Raw genomic sequence first — 12,494 nt, forward strand, 5'->3', positions numbered from 1 at the left:
ACGCTTATAAAATAGCGAAAAAAGATCTCCAAGAAATACAATTTCGTATTTTGGGGGATTAATTCACTATAAATTATCATTTTTAAGAAGGTTAGTATCAATATCGAATCAACGCATGACAATGATAAATCAATTAGAAAGTCAGCCTGATTGCCAATATACGCCTTTGTTTTAAACGTTTTTGTAAATTTAATAACTATAAATTGCGTTTATATAAATGGTTAAAAATTCTGTATTTACATTTTGCTAAAATGTGGAAATCCAAAAAGAACGGTGCTATACTTAGTTCAGCGAAGGAAATCCTTTGCTGGAAATACAACAAATGTTTGATAAACGACAAGGATGAAGCGCTGGTAACGGTTGTCTTTGCCGGAAAAAACACTTGCTGGGGGTAGATTGTATCGACCGATCAACTTTGAGGCAGTCACATGCGCGTTCTCTGGTGCACCCATAGATAATATACCTTGCTCCGCTTTAAAAACCTTCCTAATAAATTAAATACTTTTATTTAAAAGATTCATCCCCAATCAATGATGAAATTCCTCGCTACAAAATAAATAAGAAAATCTATTTTATGGGTTTATCGGGAAAACACGTGGATGAAATAGCTGCTTCAGGCAGTCTGCAGGTTAGGACACTTCGTCCTGACCTGCTTTTCCTTTTTACGGGAAGTCCAAGACTGCCTGTATTGGACCAATGAACTGAGCAATAAGATCATCGATCAGCATTGCTTTTGCGTACAGAAAGGTTTGTTGATTGAACTTATCTATCCTACGAATAACTTATTCCATACAGAAGACTCTCTTGTATTCCCGTCAAAAATTAAAACTCAGCCTATGAACCAAATGATGTAAGGAGTATACTTTACTGGTGCTTTTGCCACTTGTTCATGTTGAACATCTTTGCTGGAAAGGTTGGCATCAGTAGTTGTTTCCTTTACAATAAAACCAGTACTACCGATTATTCCTAAAACGATGGATAAAACAATAAACTTTTTCATGATAGTTACCCCTCTTCGAAAAAAATATTTTGTTTCATAGTTACATTATAAAGAAGAAAAATGCATTTTGAACCAATTAGTCGTATAATACTATTAAAAAAGAAGGTGAATGTATGGCGAAAGATTTTGGTGATGTTCTGAAAGAAATCAGGATAGACAGAGGGTACTCCCAACAGAATGTGGCAGAGGGAATTATGGGCCAATCAGCTTATTCAAAAGTAGAAAGAAGTGAAATAGAGCCCACTTTCCGGAAATGGTTGGCGATTCTGGAAAAACTGAATGTTTCCGTGGAAGAGTTCAGGTATATCTTAAATAAAGATAGTTTGACTCAAAAAGAAAAACTGATCAATGAATTTTTCTTGTTGAACTATAATCACATTGATGATTTGAATTTGATCAAAGATGAAATAGTCGCGTACTTGGATGTCAAGGAAGACTATATGTTAAGATCACTATACTATGCCTGTGAAAGTCTAATCATTTTAAACACAACTCAAAATATTGAAAAGGCACGAGTCTTTGCCAAAAAGATTTGGGAGCGCATGGAGAAATTTGATAAGTGGTATTTGTCGGATATTCGCTTAATCAACACCGTTCTATTCATGTTCCCCCTTGATGTCGCCGTACTCATCGGTGAAAGAGTTACTAAGCAATTGGAACCCTATCATAGTCTTAAAGATGCCGAACTATCATTGATCAATCTCGATGTCAATTTAGCTGTCTTGCTGATAGATGGTCAAAAATATCCTGAAGCCCTAGCCTCCTTGGACAAAGTGATTCCTTTATGCAAGAAATATCAAAGATACAACCAATTAGCGATTGCCTACGCCCGAAAAGGCATTGTATTGAACAAAACAGAGAAATCAGATGAAGGCTCCATTTTCATCGGGAAAGCTTACGCCATATTGAATGCGATAGAAGACAAAAAGCTGTTATCGAATTTGGAGAGTGAACTTGCGCATTATTTGAAATAGAGATTGTTGCTTCCGCTCAGAAATCACAAAAAAATCGGCTATCCAACGGGAAAGCTGATTTTTTGCGTTCGCTTTGGTAAGTTGTATAATAAAAATGTAATCGCTTTTTTTAAGTTAGCACGCAACGCGCAAGCGGAAGATGAGGAATGGAATATGGCTGAAATCAGTATTTTTGGCAAAGGCAACATGGGAAGTGCAATCGGGGGTAATTTTGAGGCCGCCGGGAATCAAGTAACCTACATCACAAAGGATACAGCCGTTGAGAAATTTGGGGATATTGTGGTTTTGTCGGTTCCGTATCCGGCTATTGCCGGTATCTTGGCTGCCCATCGCGACCTGTTTGCCGGGAAAATCGTCATCGATATCAGCAATCCATTGAATTTTGAGACATTCGACAGCCTGGTTGTGCCGACCGACAGCTCAGCCGCTGCGGAAATCGCCAAGGAACTGCCGGATGCATCTGTCATAAAAGCTTTCAACACCAATTTCGCCACTACCTTAGCAACCAAAAAAGTAGCGGGTGCCCACCCAACGACAGTGTTGTTGGCGTCCGACGACAAGGAAGCCAAGGAAAAATTGGTGGACGCACTGGAAGGCAGCGGCCTAGCGTTCATCGATGCCGGATTGCTAAAACGGGCCCGCGAGCTCGAAGCAATGGGCTTCCTGCAGATTTCCCTTGCTGCTGCCGACAAAATCAGCTGGACGGGCGGCTTCGGCATCTTCCATTAATAATAACCAACATCAATAATACAAGCAAAGGCCGTCTCGGAAATGAGGCGGCCTTTGTCTGTAGCTGGAGCCAACACCAGGGCTTGCTGTCAGTTGTTTTGGGTGCCGTCCTGGGCCGAAGCCCGACAGAAGAGCGATCTGTCGGTTGTTTTGCGGTTTTCGGTAATCGTTTTGTCGACAGATGCACAATCTCTCGACAGTTCAGGGTGCCGTCCTGGGCTGAAGCCCGACAGAAGGGCGATCTGTCGGTTATTTTGTGATTTTCGGTAATCGTTTTGTCGACAGATGCACAATCTCTCGACAGTTCAGGGTGCCGTCCTGGGCTGAAGCCCGACAGAAAAGCGATCTGTCGGGTATTTTGCGGTTTCCGGTAACCGTATTGTCGACAGATGCGTACTCTCTCGACAGTCCGGGAACCCGTCCTAGGCCGAAGCCCGACAGAAGAGCGATCTGTCGGGTATTTTGTGTTTTCCGGTAACAGTATTGTCAACAGATGCGTACTCTCTCGACAATTCGGGATACCGTCCTGGGCTGAAGCCCGACAGAAACGGATACTATACGCAAAAAGATCAGATATCCCGCGAAAGATATTTGATCTTTTTTTTGCGTTGACATTCTTAGCTTTAAACCTTCTCTTGCTGCTTGTTCCTACGGTATTGGTTCGGCGTCAGCTGTTCGCGTTGCTTGAACGCATGCGAAAAACGCTGCGGGTCGTCGAAGCCGACCGATTGGGCGATGACTTTGACGGGCCAATCGGTCTGCAGCAGCAATTCCTTGGCGTGGCTGATGCGGATGCCGGTCAGGTACTCTTTCGGGCTGACGTTCATTTCCTGCTTGAAGATCCGGTGCAGATAGGTCCGGTCGATCGCCAGCGAATCGGCGATGTCGCCGATCTGGATCGCGGAATCATAGTTGTTTCGCATGATCTGCAGCGCCTGGGTGAACAATCGGTTCGAACTGCTCTGCGCAGTCGCCGCAGCCGGGAACGCCTGACTCAAATAAAACAGGATCTCCATCAGCCGGGCATTCAGCAGCAGATCATTGTCCTCGGAAATGAAAGAAATTTCGATCATCTCGCTGATTTTTTCCTTGATCAGGTCGCCACCGTTTTTGGTGCTGAAAACAGGGTTATCTTTCGATATCGCCGTGCGCATGAGGTATTCTGTAACCAAGGAACCTTTGAAGCCGATCCAATAATACGTCCAGGGATGCCGGTCATCCGCCTGGTAACTGACGATCTCCTGTGGTTCGATGAAAAAGAAATCGCCTTTTTTCAGCTCGTAACGTTTGCCGCCGCTCCGGAAGGTCCCGCTGCCCGAATGGACATAGTGCAACATATAACCACTCCTCGTCGTCGGGCCATATGCGTGTCCGGGCTGCGTTTCCTCGTAGCCGACCGTATAAAGGAACATGTAGCCATTGTCATTATGATTATTGAAGAAATATCGCATCCGTCCTCACCTTTCCACAAAACAAGCTTATTTGTCGACATTATACCATTTATTTAAGAGCGTTTTCCAAATAAAATAAAGGCACATCAAAAGGAGGAATAAAAAATGTCCAAAAAGTATGAAGCTATCTGCCAAGCATTGGTTGAAAATGTCGGCGGTCAAGACAACATCCTGTTTGTAACCCACTGCGCGACCCGTTTGCGGTTGGTATTGCAGGACAACACGTTAGCCCAAATGGAAAACATTCAGAATATAGAACACGTCAAAGGAGCCTTCGTGGCGGGGGACCAGCTGCAGGTCGTCTTCGGCGCCGGCTTGGTCAATTCCATCTACGATGAGTTCGTCGCGTACACCGGCAACAAGACCGGCGATGAACTGCGCCAGACCGTCTCCCAACAGAAACAAAACCCATTTCAACGCTTCATCAAAGCCATTTCTGACGTGTTCATCGAAATCATGCCATCGATCCTGGCTGCGGCGCTGCTGATGGGACTCAGCTCACTGCTGTCGACAAAAGGGCTGTTCGGTCCGCGTTCGATCGTTGAAATCGTACCGGCCATCGCCGGGCTGAATCGCGTCATCTCGATCGCCTCATCCGGCATCTTCGCCTTCTTGCCGATGATCGTCGCCTATTCTTCGACAAAACGCTTCGGCGGCCGGGCCGCATTGGGATTGGCAATCGGGGCTGTCATGGTGCATCCGAATTTGGCTGACGCCTTCACAGTCGCTTCCGGCAACCTCGAACCAGAAACCGTCAAATTGCTGGGCCTTTCGGTTGACCTCGTCGGTTTCCAGGGCGGCATCATCATCGCCTTGATGATCGGTTTCGTCGTCGCTTGGCTCGACCGTTTCTTCAACAAAATTCTGCCGGACATCATTACTTTCGTCATGACGCCGATGCTGACGATCCTGATCTCCTCGCTGCTGCTGTTCACGATCATCGGACCGCTCGGAAGGGAACTCGGCAACGGCTTGACAAACAGCCTTCTGTGGGCGACTGAGCACCTAGGCATCTTCGGTTACATGCTATTTGCAGGCGTGCAACAACTGATCGTCATCAGCGGCCTGCACCACACATTCGGCGCGATCGAAAGCCAACTAATCGCCAACACCGGCCGCGACTTCCTGAACCCATTGATGTCCGTGGCACTGCTGGGACAAGGCGGCGCGGTGCTGGGCTACATGCTGCTGAACAGACACGACAAAAAAGTCCGTGAAGTCTCGGTTTCCGCCTTCACATCCGTCCTTTTCGGCATATCCGAACCCGCTTTGTTCGGCGTCACGGTGAAATACAAGTTCCCATTGATCGCCGGCTGCATCGCGGGTGCTGTCAGCGGGGGCTACGCCTACTTGACAAAATTGACGGCTGTAGGCTACGGGACGACCGGAGTGCCTGGTTTCACCATCGTTGACCCGGCCAACAACGGCTACCTGCATTTTGTCGTCGCCCATCTGCTGGCCGTTTCGGTCGGTTGCGCGCTGACTTATTTCTGGGGCAAAGCTGTCGCAACCAAAACGGCTAACGGACCGGTCATCGACCAAGAAGTCGAGGTGTAGACCGGATGATCAACAAATTGGGCGTTGCGCCTGAGCACTATTACACCAACTATGCCGCCATTCCGGACCATCTGAAGGAAGAGGCGGTAGCCCGATCCGCTGAGAGCCCGTTCCGGCAATTGTTCCACACGGAGGCGGCATCCGGTTATTTGAACGACCCGAACGGTTTCAGCCATTTCGACGGGAAATACCATCTTTTTTACCAATGGACGCCGCTGAAATACACGCAAGAGCCAAACGTTTGGTACCAAGGCTGGCATCATCTCATCTCCGATGATATGGTCACGTGGGAAAGTCTGGGGCCCGGCATTGAGCCGGACACCCGCTTCGAGACGCACGGCGCCTACTCCGGCAGCGGTTGGGACAACGGCGACGAACTGCTGCTTTTCTATACAGGCAACACGCGCAACGAAGACTGGCAACGCACGCCGTACCAGTTGCTGGCGACGATGGACCGCCAAGGCCGCATCAAAAAAGCCGCAACGCCGGCGATTTCCGGCACCGTTCCGGGCTACACGGATCATTTCCGCGATCCGAAGATCTGGAAAACGGAAGAGGGCTACTTCGCCGTCATCGGCGCCCAACGAACCGATCTGACCGGTGCAGCCTTGGTGCTGCACTCGGAAAACGGCAAGACGGACTGGCGCGTGCTCGGCGAAGTCGGCACCGACCGCCACACAAACTTCGGCTACATGTGGGAATGCCCCGACTACTTCGAATTGGACGGGAAGGGCATCCTGCTGTTTTCACCGCAAGGCTTGGCTCCGAAACAAAACCGTTTCGAAAACATCTACCAGATCGGCTATCTGGTCGGATCCCGAATCGACAAAAACAACCTGTCGCTGCGCGAAGAGGGCGACTTTATCGAACTGGACCGCGGCTTCGACATCTACGCCACCCAGACGGCCATTTTGCCGGACGGACGCCGGATCCTGAGCGGCTGGATGGGCCTGCCGGAAATCGAGTACCCGACCGAAGCGTACGGCTACTGCGGCTGCCTGCTGCTGCCGCGCGAACTGCGCTTGGAGGACGGGCGCCTGAAACAACGGCCGATCCGCGAATTGGCCGCCTATGAAACCGAAGAAAAAGTCCTGTCCGTCCGACTCAACCAGGACACCGCAGCGGAACGGCTCGCCATCAGTTTCGGCCATGTGCTCAAGCTGCACTGCAAAAACCCGGCAGCCGGACAGCTCGTCATCGACCTTTACAGCAATGAGGAAAGAACCCGCTATACCCGGGTGCTGTTCGATTCCGTCAAAGGCGAAGTCTGGCTGGACCGCGCGAAATCCGGGCTGCCGGTTGGGGAAGCCTATGGAACCAAGCGTCTGATCTGGGGAGGCGATCTTTCCGAAATCGAGCTGGCGCTGTATTTGGACCGCAGTTCCATCGAACTGTTTCTGCAGGATGGGCTGGTCACTGCATCCGCGCGCATCTTCCCGGATGAGTCCCAGCAATTCGTCCATATGGAAAGTCTGGCTGGCGCTTGGGAAGTTGCCGGGACGCAGGCGAAGTTGGACATGCAGGCGAAACCAGGGAAAAAGGAGATTCATGATGCAGCACATTCACTTTAACGAAGAAAAACAGCAGTTCCATCTGCAGAACGGGTCGATCAGCTACGTGTTCGGCGTCGAAGAAAAGGGGATGCTGTCGCAGCTTTACTTCGGCAAACGCATCGCTTCCTATAAAGGCGGGCGGCGCTATCCGCGTTTGGAGCGCTCGTTCTCGACCAATTTCCAGGACGTCATCGACCGCAATTATTCGCGCGACACGATTCCGCACGAATACCCGACCTACGGCAACGGCGATTTCCGCAGCGCGGCCATCGCGGCGACGCTGACGGACGGCGACCCGACTTTGGATCTCCGCTACGCCGGCTTTTCGGTCGAAAAGGGTAAACCGGCGCTGACCGGGTTGCCGGCCACTTATGTGAACGACGCGAGCACAGCCGAGACATTGTTCGTCGAATTGCGCGATGAAAAAGCGCAGTTGACGGTGCGTCTGGCCTATACGATTTTTTCCGATCAGCCGGTGATTGCCCGCTCGGCTACGATCATGAACAATGGCTCCGCGGCAGTGCAGCTTGATAAAGCGGCCAGTCTGAGCATTGATCTGCCTTATCAAGAGTGGGACTTGCTGCATCTGAACGGTTCCTGGGGGCAGGAACGCAGCCTGATGCGCGAACCGGTCACGAAAGGCATCAAGATCTTCGACAGCAAGCGCGGCACGAGCAGCCATCAACAGAATCCGTTCGTGGCGCTCGTAGACCCGAACTGCAGCGAGGACAAGGGCACCGCAATCGGCTTCAGCCTGGTCTACAGCGGCAACCACGAGGAGCTGGTCGAGATGGACCAGTACGGTCAGATCCGCGTATCGGTCGGCATCAATCCGAGCGGCTTTTCCTGGGAACTGCAACCGGAGGACACGTTCCAGACGCCGGAAGCGCTGCTGATCTATTCGGAGGAAGGCCTGAACGGGATGTCGCAGACATTCCACACGCTGTTCCGCGAAAACCTGTCAAGAGGGCAGCACCGCAAAAAAGAGCGCCCGATCCTGATCAACAACTGGGAAGCGACTTATTTCGATTTCACCGGCGAAAAGATCCGCGCCATCATCGATGAGTCCGCCGATTTGGGCATTGAACTGTTCGTGCTCGACGACGGTTGGTTCGGGACGCGTTCGCATGACCTGCGCTCGCTCGGCGACTGGGCCGAGAACCGCGAGAAATTGCCGGAAGGGCTGAAAGGCATCGCCGATTATGCGCACGGTAAAGGGATGCAGTTCGGCCTCTGGTTCGAACCGGAAATGATTTCCGAAGTCAGCGAACTGTTCACAGCGCATCCGGACTGGGCGCTGCAGATTCCGGGCCGGGAGCGGACGCTGAGCCGCGATCAGCTCGTACTCGATTTTAGCCGCAAGGAAGTCCGGGACGGGATACTGATCCAGATGCAGGCCATTCTGGATCGGGTGCCGATCGATTACATCAAATGGGACATGAACCGTTATTTGACCGAAGTTCACAGCAGCACTTTGCCGCCGCACCGCCAAGGCGAAACGGCCCACCGCTATGTGCTCGGGCTATATGCAATGATGGAGGAACTGGTCCAGGGCTATCCCGAAATCCTTTTCGAGGGCTGCTCCGGCGGCGGGGGACGGTTCGACCCGGGCATCCTCCACTATATGCCGCAAAGCTGGACCAGCGACAACACAGATGCCGTCCAGCGCCTGCAGATCCAGTACGGCACCAGCCTTGTGTACCCGATCTCTTCAATGGGCGCGCATGTTTCGGCCGTTCCGAACCATCAGACCCACCGCATCACCTCGCTTGCGATGCGCGGCGATGTCGCGATGGCCGGCGTCCTCGGCTACGAACTCGATCCGACCACGCTGACGGAGGAAGAAAAACAGATCATCCGCCAGCAGGTAGCCGACTACAAACAATTCCGCCGGCTCGTCCAATACGGCACGTTCCATCGCCTGCGCAGCCCGTTCGAGAAGAACCAGACGATCTGGGCGTTCGTCTCGGATGACAAAACCGAGTGCCTGTTGTACTACTACAGCGTACTCGCCCAAGCGGCACCGCCGCTCGACATCATCCGGCTGCAAGGATTGGATCCGGCGCGCGATTACCATTGCGAAGCGCTGGCTGCAACCTTCAGCGCCACCGAACTGATGCACAGCGGCTTCTACGTCGATCCGATCATCAAAGGCGACTTCCAGAGCAGAAGGTATTATTTCAAGGGAAAATAAGAGATAACAATAAGGTATACGCAAAAAGGCTGGAGCTATTTCCAGCCTTTTTTGCGGTATTCGGTGATTGTTTTGTCGACGGATGAGTGATCTCTCGACAGTTCGAGAAGCGAAGTATTCCGGATACCCGACAGAGAGATACTGAACGCAAAAAAATCGGGTACCCGCGAAGGATATCCGATTTTTGCATTTGATTTGACGGCCCTAAGAAGAATTGAACTTCCGACACCTCGTTTAGGAAACGAGTGCTCTATCCGCTGAGCTATAGGACCAACAGAACACTAATCATTATATCACTTAATGCGTGCAATTTCCACATTCATTTGAAAAAAATTCCTGCGAGTCAGCGAAAAGCGAAAAGTATAAAAAGGGCAGCCAGCAAGCCGCCCAAAATGCATTTATTTCTCCAATGCCTCGATGCGCGCTTCCAGATCAGAAACGGTACCCCTAAGCTCAGCGATTTCCGCTTGCAGACTCTCGATGTCGGCAGGCCGCACTTCGCCGCTTGTCGTACCGCTCATCTGCTGAAAAAGGAAGGTGAGGCCAAAAATCAACATGACTGCCCCGAAAATATACAGCCAACTCTTGCTGGACGGCTTTTCCGGTTCCACCGCATGCGAAACCTCCTCGAGCTGCTCCATCGTTTTCTTTCGATCGATCACGGTAAACACCCTACTTTCGTGAAGACTTGTCTGACTATCTACCCACATTATAGCCCACCCCCATTTGAAACGAAAGCAATGTGCCGGACCACTAGGAAAACTTAAGAAAGCGTTTTTAGAAGTGGGTGCCGTTTCCTCCGGTGAAAGGGTCCCTCACCGGAGTTGGGGTTGCCGGTAATCGATTTCCTCCGATGAGCGAATGCTGGCCGGAGCTGAGCGCTGATTCGCAGTCTGTCCTCCGACGAACAAGCGCTCATCGGAGAAGGGAACATCAGGTGCGCACCAACTCCGGGGAAGCGGGTCCCCGCCGGAGAACAGGATGTGGCGCCGTTTCCTCCGGTGAACGTACCTCTCACCGGAGTTGCGTTTTCCGGTATCAGTTTTCCTCCGATCAGCGAATGCTGGCCGGAGCTGAGCGCGGAATCGCAGTCTGTCCTCCGACGAACGAGCGCTCATCGGAGAAGGGAACATTATCCACGCACCCGCTCCGGCGAAGCGGGTCCCAGCCGGAGATCGGGTGGCGGCGCCGTTTCCTCCGGTGAACGGGCCACTCACCGGAGTTGCGGTTGCCGGTATTCGTTTTCCTCCGATGAGCGAATGCTGGCCGGAGCTGAGCACGCGGACGCAGTCTATCCTCCGACGAACCAGCCCTCATCGGAGAAGAGAGTCTCATCCGCGCACCAACTCCAGCGAAGCCGGTCCCCGCCGGAGAACCGGAGGTGGCGGCATTTCCTCCGGTGAACGGACCACTCACCGGAGTTGCAGTTGCCGGTATTCGTTTTCCTCCGATGAGCGAATGTTGGCCGGAGCTGGGTTCGGATTCGCAGTCTGTCCTCCGACGAACGAGCGCTCATCGGAGGAGGGAACATCATCCGCGCACCATCTCCAGCGAAGGGCGGCCAGCAGCCGCCCCTACAAACACAAAAAAGCCTCCCGTCCCCGGGAGGCCACACAAACATATACTAAATTTAAAACGCCCAATCCCCATTGCGGAAGATCGGCAGCACCGATCCGTCCTTGCGGATCCCGTCGACATTCATATCCGCGGACCCGATCATGAAGTCCACGTGCGTTGTCGAGCGGTTCAAGCCGGCAGCAGCCAGCTCTTCCTGGGTCATTTCCGTGCCGCCCACCACACTCGATGCGTAAGCCGAGCCCAGCGCCAGATGGTTAGAGGCATTCTCGTCGAACAGTGTGTTGAAGAAGACGATGCCGGATTGCGAAATTGGCGATGGATCCGGAACCAGGGCGACTTCGCCCAGGCTGCGTCCGCCGTCGTTTTCCTCGACCAGACGTTTGATCGTGTCTTCACCTTTTTCGGCGGTCACTTCGGTCACTTGGCCGTCAGCGAAGCGGAAGGTCATGCCGTCGATGATGTTGCCGGCGTAGCTCAGCGGTTTCGTCGATTTCACGATGCCGTCGATGCGGCGGAAATCAGGCGCGCTGAAGACTTCCTCGGTCGGCATGTTGGCGATGAACTTCTCGTTCTGCGCGTTCACGCTCCCGGCGCTTTCCCAGACGTGGTTGGCCGGCATGCCGATCGTCAAATCGGTTCCGTTCGCGGCTGTATAATGCAGCGCGTCGAATTGCTCGGCGTTCAGCACATCGGCTTTCGACAGCAGGCGCGCTTCATGCGCATCCCAGGCCGCAACCGGATCGGCTTCGTAGACGCGGCAGGTTTTGAAGATTTCGTTCCATAAAGCGTCGACTTGTTCTTCTTCCGTCGCCAGCTCAGGGAAGACTTTCGCCGCCCATTTCGCGCCGGCCGCAGCAGCCACGGTCCAGCTGACTTTGTTGGCTTGGGTCGCGATGCGTTGCGCTTCTAAAGCCACGCCGTTCGCTTTTTGCACAGCGGCCAGCTTCTTGCCGTCGACGCCGTTCAGCGCATCCGGATCGGCCGAGCGTACCGAAAGGCGGCTGGCTTTCTTTTCGATCATGTCGAGGCTTTCATCAACCTTGTACTGCGGAATGTTCGTCATGCGTTCCTCGGACGTGTGCAGATACGTCTCGCGGGTGACGAAATCGTCGGTCCATTTGACGATGACTTCCTCGGCCCCCAAAGCGTAAGCCTCTTTCGTCAGCAACCGCGCGAACGGTGCCTGCTCGACGTCGATGTTGAGGACGATCGTGTGGCCTTTTTGAACGTTGATTCCTTTTGAAATCAACAATTTGGCGTATTTTTGTAGATTTTCCTCGAAATTCGGTAATACCATTGTGTATTCACTCCTAAGCATATAAACGTAATGGAACTATCATAGCACAACTTACATTCAGAAAATAGGTAAGTTTCTCTTATATTTGTGCGAAATTGACCCCAGAACGCAAAAAAACTCAGCCGAAGCTGAGCTTTGTCTATTTAACCTTGGGGGGATTA

General features: G+C 52.0%; 9 protein-coding genes and 1 tRNA gene. 5 read left to right on the forward strand and 5 right to left on the reverse strand.

The window, feature by feature from the left end:
• Positions 1–829: 829 nt before the first annotated feature.
• The gene (locus C8U37_RS14455) at positions 830–1,000 is read right to left on the reverse strand and encodes a hypothetical protein (RefSeq protein ID WP_170100231.1); all 171 of its coding nucleotides are present in this window, start codon (positions 998–1,000) and stop codon (positions 830–832) included.
• Between the two features lie 113 nt (positions 1,001–1,113).
• On the opposite strand from C8U37_RS14455, the gene C8U37_RS08430 reads away from it, so the two are divergent.
• A complete protein-coding gene (locus C8U37_RS08430) occupies positions 1,114–1,974 on the forward strand; it encodes a helix-turn-helix domain-containing protein (protein WP_108032801.1) in 861 nt (286 codons plus the stop codon).
• Positions 1,975–2,127: 153 nt separating this feature from the next.
• On the forward strand, positions 2,128–2,703 hold the full coding sequence (locus C8U37_RS08435; RefSeq protein ID WP_108032829.1) for an NADPH-dependent F420 reductase: 576 nt from the start codon (positions 2,128–2,130) through the stop codon (positions 2,701–2,703).
• 623 nt (positions 2,704–3,326) lie between these two features.
• Here the strand turns inward: C8U37_RS08435 and C8U37_RS08440 are convergent.
• Positions 3,327–4,154 (reverse strand): AraC family transcriptional regulator, encoded by an 828-nt coding sequence (locus C8U37_RS08440; protein WP_108032802.1) that lies wholly within the window; start codon positions 4,152–4,154, stop codon positions 3,327–3,329.
• Between the two features lie 105 nt (positions 4,155–4,259).
• On the opposite strand from C8U37_RS08440, the gene C8U37_RS08445 reads away from it, so the two are divergent.
• Genes C8U37_RS08445 through C8U37_RS08455 form a run of 3 tightly spaced genes read left to right on the forward strand, consistent with a single transcriptional unit; the run spans position 4,260 to position 9,458 of the window.
• Positions 4,260–5,711 carry a PTS transporter subunit EIIC gene (locus tag C8U37_RS08445; RefSeq protein WP_108032803.1) on the forward strand — a complete coding sequence of 484 codons (1,452 nt, stop codon included), beginning with the start codon at positions 4,260–4,262 and terminating at the stop codon, positions 5,709–5,711.
• A 5-nt stretch (positions 5,712–5,716) separates the two neighbouring features.
• Positions 5,717–7,282 carry a sucrose-6-phosphate hydrolase gene (locus tag C8U37_RS08450; RefSeq protein ID WP_108032804.1) on the forward strand — a complete coding sequence of 522 codons (1,566 nt, stop codon included), beginning with the start codon at positions 5,717–5,719 and terminating at the stop codon, positions 7,280–7,282.
• On the forward strand, positions 7,263–9,458 hold the full coding sequence (locus C8U37_RS08455; RefSeq protein ID WP_108032805.1) for an alpha-galactosidase: 2,196 nt from the start codon (positions 7,263–7,265) through the stop codon (positions 9,456–9,458). The genes C8U37_RS08450 and C8U37_RS08455 overlap by 20 nt, the downstream gene beginning before the upstream one ends.
• Positions 9,459–9,657: 199 nt before the next feature.
• Here C8U37_RS08455 and C8U37_RS08460 read toward each other — a convergent pair.
• The 3 genes from C8U37_RS08460 to C8U37_RS08470 form a co-directional block, all read right to left on the reverse strand.
• Positions 9,658–9,730, reverse strand: a tRNA-Arg gene (locus C8U37_RS08460).
• 126 nt (positions 9,731–9,856) lie between these two features.
• Entirely contained in the window at positions 9,857–10,168 is a 312-nt protein-coding gene (locus C8U37_RS08465; protein ID WP_146161821.1) for a hypothetical protein, read from the reverse strand.
• Between the two features lie 920 nt (positions 10,169–11,088).
• On the reverse strand, positions 11,089–12,333 hold the full coding sequence (locus C8U37_RS08470; protein ID WP_108032807.1) for an aminopeptidase: 1,245 nt from the start codon (positions 12,331–12,333) through the stop codon (positions 11,089–11,091).
• Between the last annotated feature and the right edge of the window lie 161 nt (positions 12,334–12,494).

It is taken from the genome of Trichococcus patagoniensis (assembly GCF_003051085.1).
GTDB lineage: Bacteria > Bacillota > Bacilli > Lactobacillales > Aerococcaceae > Trichococcus > Trichococcus patagoniensis.